The sequence below is a fragment of the Pseudomonas sp. NPDC089422 genome (assembly GCF_044749405.1).
Lineage (GTDB): Bacteria > Pseudomonadota > Gammaproteobacteria > Pseudomonadales > Pseudomonadaceae > Aquipseudomonas.
Genome location: NZ_JBIVHW010000005.1, coordinates 365,766 through 388,457 on the forward strand (window position 1 = coordinate 365,766; position 22,692 = coordinate 388,457).

At 61.8% G+C, this 22,692-nt stretch carries 19 protein-coding genes and 6 tRNA genes; 2 read left to right on the top strand and 23 right to left on the bottom strand.

The annotated features are described in order from the left end of the window. Positions 1-116 precede the first annotated feature (116 nt). Positions 117-1,064 carry a LysR substrate-binding domain-containing protein gene (locus ACIPZ8_RS12280; RefSeq protein WP_400723169.1) on the top strand — a complete coding sequence of 316 codons (948 nt, stop codon included), beginning with the start codon at positions 117-119 and terminating at the stop codon, positions 1,062-1,064. Between the two features lie 101 nt (positions 1,065-1,165). Here the strand turns inward: ACIPZ8_RS12280 and ACIPZ8_RS12285 are convergent. Next, positions 1,166-1,237, bottom strand: a tRNA-Arg gene (locus tag ACIPZ8_RS12285). Positions 1,238-1,405: 168 nt separating this feature from the next. Beyond that, positions 1,406-1,993 (bottom strand): phosphonate metabolism protein/1,5-bisphosphokinase (PRPP-forming) PhnN, encoded by a 588-nt coding sequence (gene phnN / locus ACIPZ8_RS12290; protein ID WP_400723172.1) that lies wholly within the window; start codon positions 1,991-1,993, stop codon positions 1,406-1,408. Between the two features lie 347 nt (positions 1,994-2,340). Between phnN and ACIPZ8_RS12295 the strand changes: the two genes are divergently transcribed. Continuing rightward, the gene (locus tag ACIPZ8_RS12295) at positions 2,341-2,667 is read left to right on the top strand and encodes an Arc family DNA-binding protein (protein ID WP_003254499.1); all 327 of its coding nucleotides are present in this window, start codon (positions 2,341-2,343) and stop codon (positions 2,665-2,667) included. A gap of 109 nt (positions 2,668-2,776) precedes the next feature. On the opposite strand, the gene mgtE is transcribed toward ACIPZ8_RS12295, so the two are convergent. The 21 genes from mgtE to ACIPZ8_RS12400 form a co-directional block, all read right to left on the bottom strand. Continuing rightward, a complete protein-coding gene (gene mgtE, locus ACIPZ8_RS12300) occupies positions 2,777-4,219 on the bottom strand; it encodes a magnesium transporter (protein ID WP_085675859.1) in 1,443 nt (480 codons plus the stop codon). A gap of 377 nt (positions 4,220-4,596) precedes the next feature. Then, positions 4,597-4,673 (bottom strand) — tRNA-Arg (locus ACIPZ8_RS12305). A gap of 70 nt (positions 4,674-4,743) precedes the next feature. Then, positions 4,744-4,820, bottom strand: a tRNA-Arg gene (locus tag ACIPZ8_RS12310). Positions 4,821-4,891: 71 nt separating this feature from the next. Beyond that, positions 4,892-4,968 (bottom strand) — tRNA-Arg (locus ACIPZ8_RS12315). Positions 4,969-5,040: 72 nt separating this feature from the next. Beyond that, positions 5,041-5,117, bottom strand: a tRNA-Arg gene (locus ACIPZ8_RS12320). A 106-nt stretch (positions 5,118-5,223) separates the two neighbouring features. Further along, positions 5,224-5,314: transfer RNA gene (locus ACIPZ8_RS12325), tRNA-Ser, on the bottom strand. Between the two features lie 72 nt (positions 5,315-5,386). Further along, on the bottom strand, positions 5,387-5,575 hold the full coding sequence (gene csrA, locus ACIPZ8_RS12330) for a carbon storage regulator CsrA (protein WP_003254503.1): 189 nt from the start codon (positions 5,573-5,575) through the stop codon (positions 5,387-5,389). A 166-nt stretch (positions 5,576-5,741) separates the two neighbouring features. Further along, positions 5,742-6,977: an aspartate kinase gene (locus tag ACIPZ8_RS12335; RefSeq protein ID WP_322364513.1), complete on the bottom strand. Its 1,236-nt coding sequence runs from the start codon at positions 6,975-6,977 to the stop codon at positions 5,742-5,744. A gap of 85 nt (positions 6,978-7,062) precedes the next feature. Beyond that, a complete protein-coding gene (gene alaS / locus ACIPZ8_RS12340; RefSeq protein ID WP_400723177.1) occupies positions 7,063-9,687 on the bottom strand; it encodes an alanine--tRNA ligase in 2,625 nt (874 codons plus the stop codon). Positions 9,688-9,992: 305 nt separating this feature from the next. Continuing rightward, positions 9,993-11,000, bottom strand: coding sequence for a succinylglutamate desuccinylase (gene astE, locus ACIPZ8_RS12345; RefSeq protein WP_110636320.1), 1,008 nt, complete (start codon positions 10,998-11,000; stop codon positions 9,993-9,995). 10 nt (positions 11,001-11,010) lie between these two features. After that, positions 11,011-11,301 (bottom strand): topoisomerase II, encoded by a 291-nt coding sequence (locus ACIPZ8_RS12350; protein WP_085675855.1) that lies wholly within the window; start codon positions 11,299-11,301, stop codon positions 11,011-11,013. Between the two features lie 14 nt (positions 11,302-11,315). Then, positions 11,316-12,665, bottom strand: a complete 1,350-nt coding sequence (astB, locus tag ACIPZ8_RS12355) for an N-succinylarginine dihydrolase (protein ID WP_400723181.1) — start codon at positions 12,663-12,665, stop codon at positions 11,316-11,318. Between the two features lie 23 nt (positions 12,666-12,688). Then, positions 12,689-14,152: a succinylglutamate-semialdehyde dehydrogenase gene (gene astD, locus ACIPZ8_RS12360; protein WP_400723184.1), complete on the bottom strand. Its 1,464-nt coding sequence runs from the start codon at positions 14,150-14,152 to the stop codon at positions 12,689-12,691. Beyond that, positions 14,153-15,181: an arginine N-succinyltransferase gene (gene astA, locus ACIPZ8_RS12365; RefSeq protein ID WP_176509048.1), complete on the bottom strand. Its 1,029-nt coding sequence runs from the start codon at positions 15,179-15,181 to the stop codon at positions 14,153-14,155. 66 nt (positions 15,182-15,247) lie between these two features. Further along, the gene (gene aruF / locus ACIPZ8_RS12370; RefSeq protein WP_400723187.1) at positions 15,248-16,267 is read right to left on the bottom strand and encodes an arginine/ornithine succinyltransferase subunit alpha; all 1,020 of its coding nucleotides are present in this window, start codon (positions 16,265-16,267) and stop codon (positions 15,248-15,250) included. A 138-nt stretch (positions 16,268-16,405) separates the two neighbouring features. Continuing rightward, complete coding sequence (locus tag ACIPZ8_RS12375; protein WP_103446427.1) at positions 16,406-17,626, bottom strand: aspartate aminotransferase family protein; 1,221 nt, start codon at positions 17,624-17,626, stop codon at positions 16,406-16,408. A 522-nt stretch (positions 17,627-18,148) separates the two neighbouring features. Beyond that, a complete protein-coding gene (argR, locus tag ACIPZ8_RS12380; protein ID WP_159411573.1) occupies positions 18,149-19,129 on the bottom strand; it encodes a transcriptional regulator ArgR in 981 nt (326 codons plus the stop codon). A gap of 100 nt (positions 19,130-19,229) precedes the next feature. Then, entirely contained in the window at positions 19,230-19,994 is a 765-nt protein-coding gene (gene aotP / locus ACIPZ8_RS12385; protein ID WP_085675848.1) for an arginine/ornithine transport ATP-binding protein AotP, read from the bottom strand. 22 nt (positions 19,995-20,016) lie between these two features. Further along, a complete protein-coding gene (locus ACIPZ8_RS12390; protein WP_400723192.1) occupies positions 20,017-20,715 on the bottom strand; it encodes an ABC transporter permease in 699 nt (232 codons plus the stop codon). Continuing rightward, positions 20,712-21,401: an ABC transporter permease gene (locus ACIPZ8_RS12395; RefSeq protein WP_027921088.1), complete on the bottom strand. Its 690-nt coding sequence runs from the start codon at positions 21,399-21,401 to the stop codon at positions 20,712-20,714. Before ACIPZ8_RS12395 ends, ACIPZ8_RS12390 begins: the two co-directional genes overlap by 4 nt. A gap of 91 nt (positions 21,402-21,492) precedes the next feature. Beyond that, positions 21,493-22,278: an ABC transporter substrate-binding protein gene (locus ACIPZ8_RS12400; protein WP_400723195.1), complete on the bottom strand. Its 786-nt coding sequence runs from the start codon at positions 22,276-22,278 to the stop codon at positions 21,493-21,495. Positions 22,279-22,692: the final 414 nt, after the last annotated feature.

The window sequence follows — 22,692 nt, forward strand, 5'->3', positions numbered from 1 at the left end:
ATCGTGATTGGCCTGCTTTTGTCATTATTAGGAGGCCCGGTTACAGTGGGCCTGCAGCCAATCTATGCCGCAAGGCCGTCGCCCTGAAGCGCGATTTCATAATGGGTTAATTACAGGTGCTTATTAATCGCTCTAGCTCAGGCCAAGCCCCGAGCCGACTCCCCCACCTTTCCCTGCTGCTGGCCTTCAAGACGGTTGCAGAGCTTGCGAGCTTCACGCGTGCAGCCGAAGCACTCCACCTGTCCCAGTCCGCCGTCAGCCAGCAAGTCGTCAAGCTGGAGGAAGCGCTGGGTGTCCAGCTGTTCATCAGATCGACCCGGTCGGTGAAGATGACCCAGGAAGGCGCAGACCTGCTGGAGGACATCCGTGGGGCGTTCGAGCACTTGATCGGTGCTTTTGATCGCTGCGCCCGCAAGGCAGAAACGCCGATTCTGCACATAGAATCCGAGCCCGTATTGAGCGCCTTCTGGCTTACACCTCGGCTGCGTCAGTTCACCGAACGCTTTCCGACACTCCACATCCAGCAGACGCTAACCACTCAACGCGTCGAGTTTGCTGACCAGACTGAACTGGCGATCAAATGGGGAGATGGCCGATGGCCAGGTTTCGACTCGGAGTTTTTGATGGGGGCAAACTATGTCCCGGTCTGTTCGCCACAGTTGCTTGACGGTGACAAGCCTCTGGGCCATCCATCCGATCTCGCCAGGCATCCGTTGCTGCACGACCGCGACTATGAGGATTGGAAGCGCTGGCATGAACTGTATCCAGGCGTGGCCCTCGATCCTGAGCGCGGGCATATCGTTTCCGACTCCAATGTCCTTGCACAACTCGCCATTGAGGGTTACGGAGTGGCACTGTGCGTGCTGGCACTAATCGAACGGCCACTTCGGACGGGTGAACTTGTTGTTCCGTTCCCGGACATGGTCATGCGACACTCTTTGGCGTACTACCTGCTCACGCGCAAACAACGCCCGCCCAGCAATACAGCTCAAGCGTTCATTACGTGGCTGAAGCGTGAAGCTGCCATCACCGAGGAAAAACTCAATCTACAAGAACACGGCTGATCGCCAGAGAGGCCGAGCGCTGAAGCGCGTCATCGGTGTTACAGACGGGAAGAATCAGTGGGCCTTGCACTGAAAAGGGGGGTGTCGAGCGATGAAGAATGCGTCCCCTGCTGGAATCGAACCAGCATCTAGCCCTTAGGAGGGGCTTGTTCTATCCGTTAAACTAAGGAGACATCAAGCGGCGTATGTTACGCAAAACCAGGGATTTAGAAAAGGTTACCCTTCCCCCTCTAGCTGACCTGAATACCGCAACAGCAGGACGGCGAGCATGTTAACCACCGCGCCTCCGTTTGTCATGCCGGAATCGGGCTTTTTGCACGTAAGGGTTTTCCGGGCGCCACTCAGGTAATCAACTTTTCCCGACGCAGTAGCTCGAGCAAGGCCTTGACCGCCATTGCCAGATCACCCGAATTGTCCAGGTAGTGGACCGATGACGCGCCCTCCGCCTGAAGCCGGGCATTGCGCGCCAAGCGCTGGTCGACTTGCTCCGGGGTTTCGCGCCCGCGAGCAAGCAAGCGTTCACGCAGCACCTCCGGTTGCACTTCCAGGCACACGGCCAGAAGATCAGGGTAGCGCGCCTGCGCTTCAGGCAAGTAGGCCCGCGAACCATTGACCAGCACCGCGCGCCCTTGCGCCAGCCACTGATCCACCTGAGCCGGAATCCCGTACTCAAGGCCATTGGCCCGCCAATGCATGGCGAACGCGCCCTCCTCGCGCATTTGCGCGAAGCGCTCCGCGCTTACGCCATGGGCTGCTTCACCCTTGGCCTCAGCGGAGCGCGTGATGACGCGACGGGCAATTTCGACCCCTGCAGCAGACAATTGCGCGCGAGATGCATCGATCAGGGAATCTTTTCCTGAACCAGAGGGTCCTACCAGGAATATCAGGCGGCCTGAGGCTCCATCTCGGGCGCTTGCGTCATGTTGCATAGCCACTATGCTCTATGGAAGGAAACCCGCGCATTCTAGGTGTTTTCTGTGTCCTTTGCTGCGTTTTACAGGTTTTTGACGGCATAAGGCTGACGGTGCGACGGGCTGGATAATGCAAAACTTTTCAAACCAGTGCTCATTTCTGATAATTGGTACTGGCAAAAAGCCTTTATCCGGCTCACTATTTGTCACAGAATTGACGCCAAGGAATCGGCGACCATGAGGCAAGATGACCTTCCAAATTTTCATGACGGTTGAACATTTTGTCGTCGCCACGGTCGTACTTCCACCCCGTGCGGCCAATTTGAGAACCGCTTCCCCTGAACCAGTAAATCCGGTCAATTTATATGCGCCCAATGAAACAGGCTATTTATTCGAGCCGCACCGCTGACAAGTTCGTCGTCCGCCTGCCAGACGGGATGCGTGAGCGCATTGCCGAGGTAGCGCGCAACCATCACCGCAGCATGAACTCCGAGATCATCGCGCGCCTGGAGCAGAGCCTTATCCAGGAAGGTGCGCTGGGCGACGAGCTGAGCATGCGCCTGGACAGCCCGGAGCTGTCGCTGCACGAGCGTGAGCTCCTGCAACGCTTCCGCCAGCTGTCGCACCGCCAGCAGAATGCGCTGGTGGCCCTCATCGCTCACGATGTGGAAATGGCTGCCGACGCCTCCTGAGGCCGGCAGCAAGCAGACACGAAAAAGCCAGCGTAAGCTGGCTTTTTTCGTTGTGCCTGTCCCTGGGCTTTGCGCTGCATTTGCAGGAGCCGGTCGCGCCTGTTACGTGTCAGAGCAGGAACAGCGTGGCCAGGCCCAGGAAGATGAAGAAGCCGCCACTGTCGGTCACGGCGGTGATCATCACGCTGGAGCCCATGGCCGGGTCGCGCCCCAGGCGCGTCAGGGTCATCGGAATCAGCACGCCCATGAATGCCGCCAGCAACAGGTTCAGCGTCATCGCTGCGGTCATCACTACACCCAGTGACCAGCTGCCATAGAGCCAGAACGCCACCGCACCGATCACCCCGCCCCATACCAGGCCATTGAGCAGCCCCACCGCCAGCTCCTTGCGCATCAGCCGGCTGGTATTGCCCGGCGACACCTGGTCCAGCGCCATGGCGCGAACGATCATGGTAATGGTCTGGTTACCCGAGTTGCCGCCAATACCGGCAACGATGGGCATCAGCGCAGCCAGCGCCACCAGCTTCTCGATCGAGCCTTCGAACAGGCCGATCACCCGCGAGGCGACGAAAGCGGTAATCAGGTTGATTGCCAGCCATGCCCAGCGGTTGCGCAGCGAGCGCCAGACCGAGGCGAAGATGTCTTCCTCTTCGCGCAGACCCGCCATGTTGAGGACTTCGCTTTCGCTCTCCTCACGGATCAGGTCGACCATCTCGTCGATGGTCAGACGGCCGATCAGACGGTCGCTCTTGTCCACCACCGGCGCCGAAACCAGGTCATAACGCTCGAAGGCTTGAGCTGCGTCGTAGGCATCTTCTTCAGGATGGAAAGACACGGGGTCGGTCGCCATGACCTCCGCCACTTTCTTCTCTGGGTCGTTGACCAGCAGGCGCTTGATCGGCAGCACGCCCTTGAGAATGCCTTCATAGTCGACCACGAACAGCTTGTCGGTATGGTTGGGCAGCTCTTTCAGGCGGCGCAGGTAACGCAGTACCACTTCCAGGCTGACGTCTTCACGGATGGTGACCATCTCGAAGTCCATCAGCGCACCGACCTGCTCCTCGTCGTAGCTCAGTGCCGAGCGCACACGCTCGCGCTGCTGGGCATCGAGGCTTTCCATCAGCTCGTGAACCACGTCACGCGGCAGCTCTGGCGCCAGGTCGGCCAGTTCGTCGGCGTCCATTTCCTTGGCGGCAGCCAGGATCTCGTGATCGTCCATGTCGGCGATCAGCGATTGACGAACAGAGTCGGAAACTTCGAGGAGGATGTCGCCGTCGCGATCCGAGCGCACCAGCTGCCAGACCGTCAGGCGGTCCTGCAGGGGCAAGGCTTCGAGGATGTAGGCGACGTCGGCAGGGTGCAGGTCGTCCAGCTTGCGCTGCAGGTCGACCAGGTTCTGGCGGTGGACAAGATTTTCCACCAGGTCATTGTGCTGACCTTCCTGACGGTGGGTCAGGTCTTCTACCACACGTTGGCGCTGCAGCAGTTCGACCACCTGGGCCAGGCGATCCTGCAGGCTCTCTTGAGCTTTCTTTACTTCTACTTCAGTCATAGGCGAACTCCACTCCCAGCAGCGGAGCACGCCGGGAGAATCAATCAGTCAGATCTAGCTGTATGAATCTTGTTAAGGAGTAACTACTGGGTAAGTCCATGGTGGTTTTCCACAAGCCCCGGCGGGGCTGACGGGCGCAATCATACACTGCCTAAGCCGTCAGATCGCTTAAAATTTTGGCCAGAACAATCGTTTGCGAGATAAAGCTGGGACAACGCTCGAAGCCATCAGTGCGACGGCAGGCGCGCAATAAAAAACACATTCACCGCGCAAAAGTCTGTCGGGCTGGTTATTGTGCAGTCTAGTCAGGCATCACTGACAAAGCAGTGAAACAGAAAACAAAAAGCCCGCTCAATTGAGCGGGCTTCTTGATTGTGTGGCGGACTCAGCAGGATTCGAACCTGCGACCGCTCGGTTCGTAGCCGAGTACTCTATCCAGCTGAGCTATGAGTCCGTGGTGGTAGTTTTAGACCAGATTACCACTGGTGGGTGAAGCGACTTTGCAAGCAGAGCCACTTCAAAAGTGGCGGACTCAGCAGGATTCGAACCTGCGACCGCTCGGTTCGTAGCCGAGTACTCTATCCAGCTGAGCTATGAGTCCGTGGTTGGCAGTTTTAAACCAGTTACCGCTGGCGGGTGAAGCGACCTTGCAAGCAGAGCCACTTCAAAAAGTGGCGGACTCAGCAGGATTCGAACCTGCGACCGCTCGGTTCGTAGCCGAGTACTCTATCCAGCTGAGCTATGAGTCCGCGATTGGTAGTTTTAGACCAGATTACCACTGGTGGTTTGAAGCAGCCTTGTAAGCAAAGCCACTTCAAAAGTGGCGGACTCAGCAGGATTCGAACCTGCGACCGCTCGGTTCGTAGCCGAGTACTCTATCCAGCTGAGCTATGAGTCCGTGTCTTGCCGCGCATAATAGTTCGCTGAAACATTTTTGCAAGAACTTTTTCGTTTAACTTCAACGACTTAGCGTTCTTACCGCTTACAGCGCCCTACGCAAATAATGGCGGTGAAGGGGGGATTCGAACCCCCGATACCCTTATGAGGTATACTCCCTTAGCAGGGGAGCGCCTTCGGCCACTCGGCCACCTCACCGCAACACGAGGCGAATATTAAACAGGCTCTTCCTCGTTTGCAACCCTTTTTTTGAAAAAAACTTCAAAAAAATTAAAGGCTTGGCTCCTCGTCCTTCTCTTTCTTGATCCGCAGGTAGATTTCTTCGCGGTGAACGGCCACTTCTTTAGGGGCGCTGACACCAATACGCACCTGGTTGCCTTTGACGCCGAGCACCGTCACGGTGATCTCGCCGTCTCCAATGATCAGGCTCTCGGCGCACCGACGAGTCAGAATCAACATAGCTTTCTCCTTACGCAAAACATTCAGGGATTTCAGTCTTGGGATGTCAGGCCGGATCGTGGACGACGACACAGAGCCTGGGTGGTCGCCCCGCCGACAGGACAGGGCCTGCGTGGCGACCAGAAACGCGAAGGGCGCGGCCTAGCCGCGCCCTCCGGGCAACGCGTTACTCGCCCTGTCGGGCCGGAGCGTCGAGTTCGAACGCGGTGTGCAGCGCGCGTACGGCCAGCTCCAGGTACTTCTCTTCAATGACCACCGAGACCTTGATTTCGGAGGTGGAGATCATCTGGATATTGATGCTCTCCTTGGCCAGGGCTTCGAACATGCGGCTGGCAACGCCCGCGTGGGAGCGCATGCCGACGCCGACGATCGACACCTTGGCGATCTTGGTGTCGCCGATCACTTCACGGGCACCGATTTCACGTGCGGTGTTTTCCAGCACGCTGTGAGCCTTCTCGTACTCGTTGCGGTGCACGGTGAAGGTGAAGTCGGTGGTGTTATCGTGGGAAACGTTCTGCACGATCATGTCCACTTCGATGTTCGAAGCGCTGATCGGGCCGAGGATCTTGAAAGCAACGCCCGGGGTGTCCGGTACGCCACGAATGGTCAGCTTGGCCTCATCACGGTTGAAGGCGATACCGGAAATGATCGGCTGTTCCATGGATTCCTCTTCATCAATGGTAATGAGGGTACCTGGACCCTCCTTGAAGCTGTGCAGCACGCGCAGCGGAACGTTGTACTTGCCGGCGAACTCCACCGAACGGATCTGCAGCACCTTGGAACCGAGGCTGGCCATTTCCAGCATCTCTTCGAAGGTGATCTTCTCCAGGCGCTGCGCCTGCGGCACGACGCGCGGGTCGGTGGTGTAGACGCCATCGACGTCGGTGTAGATCTGGCACTCGTCAGCCTTCAACGCAGCCGCCAGGGCCACGCCGGTGGTGTCGGAGCCACCACGGCCGAGGGTGGTGATGCTGCCATGCTCGTCGACACCCTGGAAACCGGCCACCACGACCACGCGGCCTTCCTTGAGGTCGGCACGGATCTTCTGGTCATCGATCTGCAGGATGCGCGCCTTGTTGTGCGCGCTGTCGGTGAGGATGCGCACCTGGTTGCCGGTGTAGGACACCGCTGGCACACCACGCTTGATCAAGGCCATGGTCAGCAGGGCGATGGTGACCTGCTCACCGGTCGACACGATCACATCCAGTTCACGCGGAACCGGCTGATCGGTGATCTGCTTGGCCAGATCGATCAGGCGATTGGTTTCACCGCTCATGGCCGACAGCACAACCACCAGGTCGTCGCCCGCTTCACGGTGTTTCTTGACCTTTTCGGCTACCTGCTCGATCCGCTCGATGGAACCGACAGAGGTGCCGCCAAATTTCTGTACGATCAACGCCATTTCAATGGTGCCTCAGCCCGTACCGGGCCTCAAAAAAACCATCCAACATGAAGGAGCCGGCGACTAGACCGCCGGCCCCTTCATCTCAAAGTCCCTGCTCTGCGAACGGCACGGCCAGCGCCAGGGCCTGGTCCAGTGCAGCGACGTCGACGCCACCACCCTGAGCCATGTCCGGACGGCCACCGCCCTTGCCACCCACTGCCGCAGCGGCTTGTTTCATCAGGTCACCAGCCTTGAGTTGGCTGGAGAGGTCCTTGGTCACGCCGGCCACCAGCACGACCTTGCCCTCATGCTCGCTGCCCAGCAGGATCACCGCGTGGCCGAGCTTGTTCTTCAGTTGATCGACCAGCGCCAGCAGTGCCTTGCCATCCTGCCCATCCAGGCGGGCCGCAAGCACCTTGGCACCCTTGACCTCAACGGCCGCATTGGAGAGATCATCCCCGGCGGCGCTGGCGGCCTTGGCCTGCAGCTGCTCGAGCTGCTTTTCCAGCTGGCGGTTGCGCTCAAGCACAGCCGACAGCTTGTCGATCAGGTTGTCACGGTTGCCTTTGACCAGCTGCGCGGCTTCCTTGACCTGCTCTTCGGCAGCGTTCAGGTAGGCCAGTGCAGCGGCACCGGTAACCGCTTCGATACGGCGTACGCCCGAGGCCACGCCGCCTTCGCTGATGATCTTGAACAGGCTGATATCGCCGGTGCGCTTGGCGTGGATACCGCCGCACAGCTCGACAGAGAAGTCGCCGCCCATGCTCAGCACGCGCACGGTATCACCGTACTTCTCGCCGAACAGGGCCATGGCACCCTTGGCCTTGGCGGTTTCGATATCGGTCAGTTCGGTTTCAACCGGGGTGTTCTTGCGCACTTCACGGTTGACGATGTCTTCCAGGGCCTTGATCTGCGCAGGCGATACCGCCTCGAAGTGGCTGAAGTCGAAACGCAGGCGCTGGCTGTCGACCAGCGAGCCCTTCTGCTGCACGTGCTCGCCCAGCACCTGGCGCAGCGCTTCGTGCAGCAGGTGAGTGGCCGAGTGGTTCAGCGAGGTGGCGTGCTGCACGTCGGCATCGACCTTGGCCTCGACGGGCGACCCGATGACCAGCGCACCGCGGGCAACCACGCCGTGGTGCAGGAAGGCACCGCCGGTCTTGGTGGTGTCGCGCACGTCGAAGCGTGCGGCGCCGGCCTGGAGGAAGCCGGTGTCACCGATCTGGCCACCGGATTCGGCGTAGAACGGGGTGCGGTCGAGGACCACGACGCCCTGCTCGCCTTCGCCCAGCTGGTCGACGGCCTGGCCGTCCTTGTACAGGGCGATGATCTTGCCCTGGCCTTCGGTGGCGTCATAACCGAGGAACTCGGTGGCGCTGTCGACCTTGACCAGGCTGTTGTAGTCCATGCCGAAGCTGCTGGCAGAACGGGCACGCTCGCGCTGGGCTTCCATCTCGCGCTCGAAGCCGGCTTCGTCGATGGTCAGCTCGCGCTCGCGGGCGATGTCGGCGGTCAGGTCCATCGGGAACCCGTAGGTGTCGTACAGCTTGAACACCACGTCACCCGGGACCACGTCGCCCTTGAGCTGGGCCAGGTCCTGCTCGAGGATGCGCAGGCCCTGCTCCAGGGTCTTGGCGAACTGCTCTTCTTCAGCCTTGAGTACGCGCTCGATGTGCGCCTGCTGGCTCTGCAGCTCTGGGAAGGCCTCGCCCATCTCGGCGGCCAGGGCGGCGACGATCTGGTAGAAGAAGCTGCCCTTGGCGCCCAGCTTGTTGCCGTGACGGCAAGCGCGGCGAATGATGCGACGCAGCACATAGCCACGGCCTTCGTTGGACGGCAGTACGCCGTCGGCAATCAGGAAGCCGCAGGAACGGATGTGGTCGGCCACCACTTTCAGCGAAGCCTGGCCGTCGTTGCTGCAACCGATGGCCTTGGCCGCGGCGCACAGCAGGTTCTGGAACAGGTCGATCTCGTAGTTCGAGTGCACATGCTGCATGACCGCACTGATGCGCTCCAGGCCCATGCCGGTGTCCACCGACGGCGCTGGCAGCGGGTGCAGCACGCCGTCGGCGGTGCGGTTGAACTGCATGAAGACGTTGTTCCAGATCTCGATGTAGCGGTCGCCGTCTTCTTCCGGCGAGCCGGGTGGGCCGCCCCAGATGTCGGCGCCGTGGTCGTAGAAGATCTCGGTGCATGGGCCGCACGGGCCGGTGTCGCCCATGGTCCAGAAGTTGTCGGAGGCGTACGGGGCGCCTTTGTTGTCGCCGATGCGCACCATGCGCTCGGCCGGCACGCCGACTTCCTTGGTCCAGATGTCGTAGGCTTCGTCGTCAGAGGCGTAGACGGTGACCCAGAGTTTTTCCTTGGGCAGGTTCAGCCACTTGTCCGAGGTCAGGAAGGTCCAGGCGAAGGTGATCGCGTCGCGCTTGAAATAGTCACCGAAGCTGAAGTTGCCCAGCATTTCGAAGAAGGTGTGGTGACGCGCGGTGTAGCCGACGTTTTCCAGGTCGTTGTGCTTGCCACCGGCACGCACGCACTTCTGGCTGCTGACGGCGCGGGTGTAGGCACGCTTCTCGGCACCGAGGAAGCAGTCCTTGAACTGGTTCATGCCAGCGTTGGTGAACAGCAGGGTCGGGTCGTTGTTCGGGATCAGCGAACTGGAGGCGACTCGGGTATGGCCCTGCTCTTCGAAGAAGCGAAGGAAGGCTTCACGGATTTCTGCGCTTTTCATAGGTTCTTCCACGGAAACGGCGGCCCTTGGGGGCAAACACGTCGACGAAACGACGGCAAAGGGCCGCATTATATCGGTCCTGCAATCTCGGTGCAGTGTGTTTATGCGATAGAAAGCGTCGATTGGACGGCTTTTAAGGCGCTTGCAAACGAAAATGACATGAGTGGATGCTAAATGCAGCCTTTCGCCACTGGCAAGCCAATTACCGCCCAAGGGAAGGGAAAATGGAACAGGCGGTGAATTAAAAGGTTTTCATCCGGGATCGGATCCGAAACCAGCCGCCGTTTTCAGCGGCGGCTACGGTCTCAGCCCAGGCGCTGCCCCGAATCAGGCACGATCAGGATGCCGGCGCGCAGGCCATTCTTGACCCTGGGATTGGGGAAGATGATCCGCGCCCCCTCCTCCTCGACCACCCAGCGCATCTCTGCCAGGTCCTCGGCCAGCAGGTAACCCTTGCTCAGCTCGGAGAAGTTCTCGATGTCGGCCGGCAGGTGCAGGTGGAAGCTGTCGCTGTGCTTGATGATCTCGCGGGCGACACTGAACAGCTTCAGGCCGTCCAGCGAGCCGTCGATCTCGGGCTCGGTGTCCTCGATGATGCGGATCAGGCGCTCTTCGAGCTTGTCGAGGTTGACCTGCTCGTTCTGCCCGAACGGCCGTGCCTTGCCCAGCTCCAGAGTGAATGCCTCGGCATCCAGCTGTTCGTAGGTGAAGGCACTGAAAGTGATTGACGACTTGCTCTGCAACAGCACCGCCTCCATGCCGGCAGCAGCCAGGCGGGCCAGCTCGCGGCGGGAATGCTTGCGCCCCTCTTTATAGGGGTACAGGGCAAACTGCTCGATCTTCGAACCGCGGATCGCGGTGTGCAGGTCGTAATGCAGACGGGTGCGCTCAGGCTTGCTGAAGAACACCCGGGCGAACTGCTCCAGTTCGGCCGCACGCAATGCCTCGAAACCACTGGATAGCTCATGACGGCCGTTGAACAGCCGGTTGATATCCTGCTCGACGAAGCGCTCGCCCTTGCGGATGGCGACCGGGTTGCCGAACAGGAACAGAATCCGTGCACGTGGCTTGATCTTGCCGTTGGCCACGCCATGCAGCAGCCTTTCGAGCAGTTCGATCGGTGCCGTCTCATTGCCGTGGATACCTGCCGACAGCAGCAGGTCCAGGCCACAATCCTCGCTTTCGGGCGGACGCACTTCCAGTGCGCCCTCCCCCAGCCAGCGCAACCGCACGCCCTTGGGTGTCACTTGAGTCTTCTCGGCCGGCTCGTGATCGGTCAGGGTCAGCTCGAGCAATTTGCCAAGGGCGAGCATAGGCGCTTCCTTAGTGGTGGTGGCCGCAGTCGGGGCCATGGACGTGATCGTCATCTTCACCGACTTCCGCCGGCTCCATTTCCAGCTGCAGGCTGACCAGGTTGGTGGCCATCGGGCGCAGCAGCAGGTTGGCGTACTCGACATCGCCTTCCTCGACATCCACGCCGATCAGCAGCTGGCCACGGCCGTCCTGCTGAACCCACACTTCCTTGCCTTGCCAGACGATGGCAAAACGGGTGCAGGAGGTTTCCAGCTGGGTGCCGTCTACATCTTCGAGGATCAGGCGCAGGGCGTCGGTCATTGCAAATTCTCTCTTCAAGGTTGGCGTTGGAACGGGTACACCGAGCCCAACTTCAGGATCTGGGTCAATTCATCCAGCGCGGTACGGCACTCCAGCAGCAGCTGCGGGTCGGCAAGGTCGGCTTCGCCAAGGCGATCGCGGTAGTGCTTGTCGACCCACTGCACCAGGGTGTCGTACAACGGGGCGGTCATGATAACGCCTGGATTGACCGCCGCCAGTTCCGATTCCTTCAATGCCACGCGCAAACGCAGGCAAGCCGGGCCACCGCCGTTCTGCATGCTCTGCTTGAGGTCGAACACTTTGACCTCCTTCACCGCACCGCCCTGGGCAGTCAGCTGGCCCAGGTAGGCCCAGACCCGCTCGTTGTTGCGGCACTCTTCCGGCACCACCAGCAACATCGAGCCATCGTCACGACTGAGCAGCTGGCTGTTGAACAGGTAGGAGCGCACTGCATCCTCTACCGTCACCGCCGCACGTGGCACACGGATGGCCTGGAAGTTGCCACCCTTGCTGGCCAGTTTAGCCTGCAGTTGGCCAAGTACCGCGCCGGTCTCGAGGAACGCGTCCTCGTGGTAGAACAGCACTTCACCGTTACCGACCGAAATCACATCGTTGTGGAACACCCCCTGGTCGATCACCGCCGGGTTCTGTTGAGCGTAGACCACACCGTCATCGCTCAGGCCGTGCAGCCTGGCCACGGCCTGGGACGCCTCCAGGGTCTGCCGCGCCGGGTACTTCTGCGGTGCGGGGTAGCGGCTGTCGAAGGCACTGCGGCCATAGACGAAGAACTCCACCCCGGCCTCACCGTACTCGCGGCAGAAGCGCGTGTGGTTGGCCGCGCCCTCGTCGCCGAACTGTGCCACGGCGGGCAGGGCTTCGTGGTGGGCAAAGTGTTTCTCGTTGTTGAACATCGCCGCCAGCACACGGCTGGTGGTCGGGTGCTCGATGCTGCGGTGGTACTTGCAGTTAAGGTTGGCGGCCGTGAAGTGCACGCGGCCATCGGCGGTGTCGGCGCTCGGGCTGACGGTGGCGGCGTTGGCCACCCACATGCTCGAGGCCGAGCAGCTGGCGACCAGCAGTGGCATGGCCTCCTTGGCGGCACGCTGAATCACCTCGGCATCGCTGCCGACGAAGCCCAGGCGACGCAGGGCAGCCACGTCCGGGCGCTCCTGCGGCGCCAGTACGCCCTGCTTGAAGCCCATGTCGGCCAGCGCTTTCATCTTGGCCAGGCCCTGGCGCGCCGCTTCCCGCGGGTTGGACCCTTGCTGGCTGTTGCTCTGCGAAGCCACGTTACCGTAGGACAGGCCGCCGTAGTTGTGGGTAGGCCCCACCAGGCCATCAAAATTCACTTCATAGGATTTCATCGGCTAGGCTCCGTGACCTGTTGTTATAGGGTGACGCCCGGCGTCAGGGTCGCCGGCAGGGCAAGGCTGGCGGTTTCCAGCGAAGCCACGGGGTAAGCGCAGTAATCGGCTGCGTAATAGGCACTGGCGCGGTGGTTGCCACTGGCGCCCATGCCACCGAACGGCGCACTGCTGGCGGCGCCGGTCAGCTGTTTGTTCCAGTTGACGATCCCGGCGCGGCTGCGCAGCCAGAAGTACTGGTAGCGCGCACGGGAATCGGACAGCAAGCCGGCGGCCAGGCCGTACTGGGTGTTGTTGGCCTCGTCGATGGCGGCATCGAAATCGGCGTAGCGGATCACCTGCAGCAGTGGGCCGAAGAACTCTTCGTCCGGGCGTTCGGCCACGGCGGTGACATCGAGAATCCCGGGCGTCAGCAGCGCCGCGTCGGCCTGGGGCTGGGTCATTGCCAGCAACTGCACGGCGCCCTTGGCCAGCAGTTCGGCCTGGGCCGCGATCAGTGCCTGCGCTGCCTGCAGCGAGATCACCGAACCCATGAACGGCGCTGGCTGCTGGTCGAAGGCCCCGACTGTAATGCTCCGGCACACCTCGACCAGCCGCGCGACCAGCGCATCGCCCCAGGCGCCCTGCGGCACCAGCAGACGGCGCGCACAGGTGCAGCGCTGGCCGGCAGAGATGAACGCCGACTGGATGATGGTGTACACCGCGGCGTCGAGGTCCTTGACCTCATCCACCACCAGCGGGTTGTTGCCGCCCATTTCCAGGGCGAGGATCTTGTCCGGACGGCCGGCGAACTGTTGGTGCAGCAGGTTGCCGGTGCGGCTCGAACCGGTAAAGAACAGGCCGTCGATACCTGGATTGGCAGCCAGCGCCACGCCGGTTTCACGCGCCCCCTGAACCAGGTTGAGCACACCAGCGGGCAAACCAGCGGCAATCCAGCAGTTGACCGTCAGCTCGGCGACCTTGGGGGTCAGCTCGCTGGGCTTGAACACCACGCAGTTGCCGGCCAGCAGTGCCGGCACGATATGGCCATTGGGCAAATGGCCGGGGAAGTTGTAAGGGCCGAACACCGCCACCACGCCATGGGGCTTGTGCCGCAGCACAGCCGTGGCATCGGCCAGCGGACCGCTTTTCTCGCCGGTACGCTCGCGGTAGCTCTGCACCGAGATTGCCACCTTGTTGACCATGCTGGTCACTTCAGTGGCCGATTCCCACAGTGGTTTGCCGGTTTCCTCACCGATGCAGTGGGCCAGCGCCTCGGCATGCTGCTTGAGCTGCTCGGCAAATTTCTCCAGGACGTCGATACGCGCTTCCAGGCTCAGCTGTGCCCAGGCCGGGAATGCCTGGCGGGCCGCCTTGACGGCAGCGTCAACCTGGCCGGCATCGGCGCCCTGCCCTTGCCAGACGACGGCCTGCGTCACCGGATTGAGCGACTGCAGGGCTTCGCCCTGGCCAGCCAGCCAGTTGCCTGCGATGTAATGGGTGGTCATTTACTGGGCCTCCCGGCTTGCCGACAGCGGCACGGCACGTACGTTGTCGCCGGCGCCCATGCGCAGGCGCTTGGCGGTCAGTGGATCAACCACCAGGGTGCCTGCGGCGAGGCGCGCGGGCGCTGCGGTGATGCGGCAGTCGTCGCGCTTGCGGTTGTGGATGATGTAGGGGGTAGCGTCATCGCCCGGTGTGCCCACGGCCAGCACCAGGGTCTCGCTCTCGCGCACGGCGCGAATCTTCGAGGTCTCGCATTCGATGGCCGGGCCGGCGTCGAAGATGTCGACGTAGCCCTGATAGCTGAAGCCTTCCTGCTTGAGCATCGCCAGCGCAGGTTCGGTGTCGGTGTGCACACGGCCGATGACATTGCGCGCAGCTTCGGACAGGAAGCAGGTGTATAACGGGAACTTGGGCATCAGCTCGGCAATGAACGACTTGTTGCCGACGCCGGTGAGGTAGTCGGCCTGGCTGAACTCCATCTTGAAGAAGTGCCGGCCCAGGCTTTCCCAGAACGGCGAACGGCCTTGCTCATCGGACATGCCGCGCATTTCAGCAATGATCTTGTTGCCGAACAGTTCAGGGAACTCGGCAATGAACAGCATGCGCGCACGCGACAGCAGGCGGCCGTTGAGCCCGGAGCGGTAGTCGCTGCGCAGGAACAGCGAGCACAGCTCGGAATTGCCGGTCAGGTCGTTGGCCAGGAACAGCGTGGGTATTTCGCGGTAGATCTTCAGCTCCTGGGAGGCGCTGACGGTCAGGCCGACCCGGTAGTTGTACCAGGGCTCACGCAGGCCCACGGCCCCGGCGATGGCGCTGATGCCAACCACCAGGCCTTCATCGTTCTCCAGCACGAACAGGTAATCGGTGTCGCCACGCTCGGCTTCGCCACGGAAGCTCTTTTCGGCCCAGCCGACGCGGTGGCCGAGGCGCTCCTCGTTGGCCGGCAGGGTGGTCAGCCCGGTGGTACCGGTGCTGCGTGCCAATTCGATCAGCGCGGGTAAATCGCTGCTGCGTACAGGACGAACGATCATGCTATCTCCTTGTGCGGTGGCCAGTGCCTGCCGCGAAACTCATTGTTCCGGCTTGCGCGCCGTGGCTCAGGCGGCGACCAGGCGCACGCTGGCACCTTCACCGACACCCAGGGCCTCGGCCGCCTGGCTGCTCAGGCTGACCGGCTTGCCCGGCACCCAGTCCAGATCCAGCAACACCGCGCGATAGTCCTGCAACTGGCCGTTGCACACCAGGTAAGGGCGCCCGCCCTTGACCGGGGTGTCGTCGACCTTGACCGGCACCACACGGCTCTGGGCGATCGAGCGAATGCCCGAGGCACGCGCATGCAGGGTTGGGCCACCGTCGAAGATGTCGATGTAGTGCTCGGTCTCGAAGCCTTCGCGCATGAGGATGTCGAAGGTGATCTGCGCCCGTGGGTGCACCTGGCCCATGGCCTCCTGCGCTTCGTCGGGCAGCAGCGGCACGTAGATCGGGTAATGCGGCATCAGCTCGGCGAGGAAGGTACGGCTCTTCAGGCCGCACAGGCGCTCGGCGTGGGCGTAGTTGAGGTCGAAGAAGTTACGCCCGATGGCATCCCAGAACGGCGATTCGCCCTGCTCGTCGCTGTAGCCGACGATCTCGGTGACCACCGAATCGGCGAAGCGCTCCGGGTGCGAGGCCATGAACAGCAGACGGCCACGGGAGTTGAGCTCGGCCCAGCCACTGTTCACCAGTTCCGGCAGCACATAGAAGCTGGTCAGCAGGCTGTTGCCGGTGAGGTCGTGGCACAGCGACAGGACGTGGATCTTGTTGTGGATCTTCAGCTCGCGCGAGGCGTGCACGAAGGTCTCGTTGCGGAAGCTGTAGAACGGCTCGGAGTAGCCGGCCGAGGCGACGATGGCCGAGCAGCCGGCGAGCTTGCCGGTCTCGCTGTCTTCGAGCACGAAGAAGTAGCTCTCTTCACCGTTGAAGCTGACTTCAGCGGCGAAGGAGGTTTCCGAGGCGGCAATCTTGTCGCCCAGGCGGGCGGCATCGTCCGGCAGCGAGGTGACACCAACGGGGCTGTCGGCAGCCATGCGCTGCACTTCGTTCAGATCAGCCATTTGCGCGGGGCGCATCACCAGCATGGTGTCACTCCTTTGGAAATACGGGCCATTCACGACGGCACGGAAAAACGGCGGGCGCATCGGCACCCGCGCTGGAATTCGGGGTTCACCGACCCGGCGTCTCGAAGCGCCCAGGCCGGTGAACGGACCGCAGGCCGATCAGCCCTTGGTCAGTTGCGCCACGGCGCGCTCGAAGCGGTCCAGGCCTTCGTCGATGTCAGCATCTTCGACCACCAGGCTTGGGGCGAAGCGGACCACATCGGGACCGGCCTGCAGCACCATCACGCCTTGTTTTTCAGCGGCGTTGAGCACGTCCTTGGCCTTGCCCTGCCAGGCTTCGGTCAGCACGCAGCCGATCAGCAGGCCGACGCCACGCACCTGGCTGAACAGGCCGTACTGCTGGCCGATCTTTTCCAGACGGGACTTGAAGCGCTCGTGCTTGGCCTTGATGCCAGCCAGGGTTTCCGGGGTGTTGACCACGTCCAGCACGGCGCAGGCGACGGCACAGCCCAGCGGGTTGCCGCCGTAGGTGGTGCCGTGGGTGCCGACGGCCAGGTGCTTGGCGATGTCGGTGGTGGTCAGCATGGCGCCGATCGGGAAACCACCGCCCAGGCTCTTGGCGCTGGTCAGGATGTCCGGGGTCACACCGTAGTGCTGGTAGGCATACAGCGAGCCGGTGCGGCCGACGCCGGTCTGCACTTCGTCGAAGATCAGCAGGGCGTTGTGCTCGTCGCAGAGCTTGCGCGCACCTTCCAGGTAGGCCTTGTCGGCCGGCACCACACCGCTCTCGCCCTGGATCGGTTCGATCACCACGGCGCAGGTCTTGTCGGAAATCTGTGCCTTCAGCGCTTCCAGGTCGTTGTAGGGCACATGGCTGATGCCGGTGATCTTCGGGCCGAAGCCATCGGAGTACTTCGGCTGGCCACCGACACTGACGGTGAACAGGGTACGACCGTGGAAGCTGTTCACGGTGGCGATGATCTCGTGCTTCTCAGGGCCGAAGCGGTCGTGGGCGACGCGGCGGGCCAGCTTGAAGGCGGCCTCGTTCGACTCGGCGCCGGAGTTGCAGAAGAACGCACGGTCGGCAAAGGTGGCGTCGACCAGCTTGTGCGCCAGGCGCAGGGCCGGCTCATTGGTGAAGACGTTGGAGACGTGCCAGAGGGTATTGGCCTGTTCGGTCAGGGCCTTGACCAGTGCCGGGTGGCAGTGGCCCAGGGCGTTCACCGCGATGCCTCCGGCAAAGTCGATGAGCTCGCGACCCGACTGGTCCCAGACGCGGGAACCCTCGCCTCGCACAGGAATGAAGGCCGCCGGAGAATAGTTGGGAACCATGACCTGGTCGAAATCGGCACGTTGCACCGGGGCTTGCTCAACGGACATCTGAGTCTCCTGAAGAGGAACGCTGGCCTGGAAGTGGCGAGCGATGGGGGGATTGTAAGGACTGATCCGCGCCTGTCCTTGCGGCCAAGCGACAACTTGTTACAGCGCAAAACCCAGTTTTACCCAGGCTTTCGGCAATGCGACAAACACTGTCGCAATCGCGCAGTGTACGGGAGAGAGGGAGCTGGGTGAACGGGTGTTCACAAGGGATTGGGGGCTGCAGGTGTATGCCGATAGTTTGCCGGCGCCTGGGAGATCGAGCGCCGCCCGCGCGGCGCATCGCAGGCAAGCCTGCTCCTACATCTGTTTCGGGCCAGTTAATCCTGAGACATTGGCGCGCGCGCCTTGTTTGTACCATTCGATATTGCGTCATGCACCCAGGGGTCGCACGCATGCGGCACAGGAGATATTGGCCCGAAACAGATGTAGGAGCAGGCTTGCCTGCGATGCGCCGCGCGGGCGGCGCTCGATTTCGGCACCACCCTCAAACCCAAGGCATGCACCCCGAACCCAACCGAAACCTCAGCCCTTTTCGGCCGGTGCCGAGCTCAATTCGAACGGGCTGCTGCTACGCCGCTGGTTGCGGTCTTCCCGCGGCGTGGCGCCGAAGAAGTTGCGGTAGGCACTGGAGAAATGCGGCCCCGAGGAGAAGCCACAGGACAAGCCGATCTGGATGATCGACTTGCTGGTCTGCATCAGCATCTGCCGCGCCTTGTTCAGCCGCAGCTCCAGGTAATACTGGCTCGGCACGCGGTTCAGGTACTGCTTGAAGATCCGCTCCAGTTGCCGGCGCGATACGCACACATGCTGGGCGATTTCGTCGGTGGTCAGCGGCTCTTCGATATTGGCTTCCATCAACAGCACAGCCTGGGTCAGCTTCGGATGGCTCGAGCCAAGGCGGTTCTGCAGTGGGATACGCTGGCGCTCGCCACCTTCGCGAATGCGCTCGACCACCAGTTCCTCGGACACCGCCCCCGCCAGCTCGGCCCCATGATCGCGGGCCAGCACCGCCAGCAGCAGGTCGGTCACGGCCATGCCACCGCACGCGGTCAGGCGATCGCGATCCCAGTCGAACAAGTGGCTGGTGGCAATCACCTTGGGGAAACGCTCGGCAAAGTCATCCTGCCAGCGCCAGTGCACGGCAGCACGATAACCGTCGAGCAGACCGAGCATGGCCAGCGGATACACGCCAGCGGACAGGCCACCGATCATGCAACCACTGCGCGCCAGTTGCTTGAGCGCTGTCGACAGCGCCGAGCCCACCGCCTGGGGCAGATCGTCGGCCAGCAGGAAGAGCTTGTGGCAACCTTCCAGGCGCCCGTTCCACGGCTCGCCCGGCAGACGCCAGGCGCCCTCCTCGGCAGGTTCCGCCTGAAGGAATGCGATCTCATAGACCACCTCCGGATGCACCCGCTGGGCCACCTGCAACACTTCCTCCGCCAGCGCCAGGGTCAAAGGCTTGGTGCTAGGCCAGATGAGAAAACCGATTCGCTGGGTGGTCATAGGGTACGGTCCGAAACCTGAGTTCGTTCGAGTCTGTGGCGCCGGGTCAGGCTGCGCTCGCTGCGCAGCATGCCCTATTCTGGTGCAAAGGTGCAGCGTTTTACTTCAAACTGCCGGAGAGGAACTGCTTGAGCCGCTCCGATTGCGGGTTGGCCAGCACTTCACGCGGGCAACCGGTTTCTTCGACCAGGCCCTTGTGCAGGAACACCAGCTGGTTCGACACTTCCCGGGCAAAGCCCATTTCGTGCGTCACCACCACCATGGTACGGCCTTCCTGGGCCAGGGCCTGCATGACCTTGAGCACATCACCCACCAGCTCGGGGTCGAGCGCCGAGGTTGGCTCGTCGAACAGCATGACCTCTGGCTCCATGGCCAGGGCCCGGGCAATTGCCACACGCTGTTGCTCACCACCGGACATGTGGCCGGGGAAAGCATCCTTGCGGTGCGCCACACCAACCTTGGCCAGGTAGTGCTCGGCCTTCTCCAGGGCTTCCTTCTTGCTCACCCCGAGCACATGCACCGGGGCTTCGATGATGTTCTCCAACGCAGTCATGTGCGACCACAGGTTGAAATGCTGGAACACCATCGACAGGCGCGAGCGCATGCGCTGCAGTTGGCGCGGGTCGGAGGCCTTGAGCGCGCCATCCTTGCCAGGCACGAGCTTGAGCTCTTCATTGTTGAGCAGGATCTTGCCTGCGTGGGGCTGCTCGAGCAGGTTGATGCAGCGCAGGAAGGTCGACTTGCCCGAACCGCTGGAGCCGATGATGCTGATCACGTCGCCTGCCTTGGCCGCCAGGGACACGCCCTTGAGCACTTCATGGCTGCCGTAGCGCTTGTGCAGGTCTTGGACTTCGAGTTTGTACATGCTGTCGGTTCTCACAGAGCGTTCAGTGCTTGCGCGGCGCCAGATAGCCAAGCCAGCGGCGTTCGGCCATCTTGAACAGGCGCACGAGGATGAAGGTCAGGCACAGGTAGAACACGCCCGCCGTGATGTAGGCCTCGAAAGGCAGATAGTACTGGGCATTGACCGTGCGCGCGGCACCGGTGATGTCGATCAGGGTGACGATCGACGCCAGGCTGGTGGTCTGCAGCATCATGATCACTTCGTTGCTGTACTGCGGCAGTGCCCGGCGCAGGGCCGACGGCAGCAGGATGCGGCGGTACATCTTCATGCGCGACATGCCCATGGCCTTGGCCGCCTCGATCTCGCCATGGGGCGTGGCCTTGAGGCTGCCGGCGATGATTTCTGCGGTGTAGGCGCTGGTGTTGATGGCAAAGGCCAGGCAGGCGCAGAAGGTTGCGCTGGACAGCCACGGCCAGAAGAGGCTCTCGCGCACCGCCTCGAACTGAGCCAGGCCGTAGTAGATCAGGAACAGCTGCACCAGCATCGGCGTGCCGCGGATCACGTAGGTGTACAGCCAGGCGCCCATGTTCACCAGCGGCTGCTTGGACACGCGCATCAGGCCCAGCGGAATGGCCGCCAGCAGGCCGAACAGCAGCGACAGCGCCAGCAGCTTGAGGGTGGTCAGCAGGCCGCCGAGGTACAGCGGCATGGCTTCCCAGACGACGTTGTAGTCGAAAATCATAGTTCAGCCACCTTGACGCCTACCGAGTAGCGGCGCTCCAGATACTTCAACGCCAGCAGCGAAATACTGGTAATCACCAGGTACAGCGCGGCCACGGCCAGGAAGAAGGTGAAAGGCTCGCGGGTGGCGTCGGCCGCCTGTTTGGCCTTGAACATCATGTCCTGCAGGCCGACCACCGAGATCAGCGCAGTGGCCTTGGTCAACACCAGCCAGTTGTTGGTGAAGCCCGGGATGGCCAGGCGGATCATCTGCGGCACCTGGATGCGGAAGAACACCTGACGCGCGCTCATGCCATAGGCCACGCCGGCTTCGGCCTGGCCCTTGGGGATACCAAGGAACGCACCACGGAAGGTTTCCGACAGGTACGCACCGAAAATGAAGCCCAGCGTGCCGATACCGGCTACCAGCGGATTCAGGTCGATGTAATCGTCATAGCCGAGCAGCGGTGCCACCCGGTTGATGATGTCCTGGCCGCCGTAGAAGATCAGCAGGATCAGGACCAGGTCGGGGATGCCACGGATCACCGTGGAATACAGATCCCCCAGCCAGGCCAGCCAGCGCACCGGCGACAAACGCAGCGCCACGCCGATCAGGCCGAGGACGATGGCCAGGGCCATCGACGACAGGGCGAGCTGTAGCGTCAGCCACGCCCCATCGAGGATGACTGCCCCATAGCCTTTCAACATGATTGGGATTCCTCAGGGCTTGGGAATGAAAAATGGTGCAAACCTCAGAGCCTCTGCTGTTTGCACCATTGCACAGGTGAAACCCGACGTCTTAGTTCGAGTCTGGACCGTAGATGTCGAAGTTGAAGTACTTCTTCTCGATTTCTTTGTACTTGCCGTTGGCGCGGATGGCGTCGATGGCCTTGTTGATGCGCTCGCGGTTGGCGTCGTCGCCCTTGCGCACGGCGATGCCGACGCCGTCACCGAAGTACTTCACGTCGGTGAACGATGGGCCGACGAAGGCAAAGCCCTTGCCGGCGTCGGTTTTCAGGAAACCGTCTTCGAGCAGGGTGGCGTCGGCCACGGTACCGTCCAGGCGGCCGGCGGCAACGTCCAGGTAGATTTCGTTCTGGGTGCCGTAAGGCACGACGGTGGCGCCTTTCGGAGCCAGCACTTCCTTGGCGAAGCGGTCGTGGATCGAGCCGCGCTGTACGCCGATCTTCTTGCCCTTGAGCTCGTCGAGGCTTTCGCTGACGGTGGTACCTTCCTTCATGACCAGGCGCGCCGGGGTCAGGTAGTAGCGCTTGGTGAAGTCGACCGACTTCTTGCGATCATCGGTGATCGACATGGACGACAGGATGGCATCGATCTTGCGCACTTTCAGCGCCGGGATCAGGCCGTCGAACTCTTGCTCGACCCAGGTGCACTTGGCCTTCATCTCTTCACACAGGGCGTTGCCGATGTCGTAGTCGAAACCGGCGATGCTGCCGTCCGGCTGCTTGAAGGCGAACGGAGGGTAGGCGGCTTCGATGCCGATCTTCAACGGTTTTTCATCGGCCTGCGATACCAGGGAAAACACGGAAAGCGCCAGGGCGCCAAGCAGTGCGAGCTTCTTCATCAGGTAACTCCATCGGTACGGGGCAATACGAGGCAGGGGGTAACAGCTGCCCGATATGCGAATGGGTACAACGCGAGCCGCGCAGGTTTCGACCAAGGTCGCAGACCACGAGCGAGTGAGTGGCATTTTAACGACAGCCCGGTAGTCGATATTTCTTCAAAGCGACAACTACTTACAGAAGCGCTTGAAATCGCGGCGGGCGATGTTGACAGCTTTTGCAAATCATGCAAGAGCTCGAGAGAAATAACCTGTAAGCCAAGCAATTACCGGGCCTATTATTGGCAAACCCTTGCAATACGGCAAGTGCAGCGTTTCACCTTGTTGAATATGCCCACGCAAGCGCACCGAAACGGCTCATATCTGTTTCCGAGCGCCCCGATCCTGTGCGAAATCGGTGACAGATGAGTTACCGAT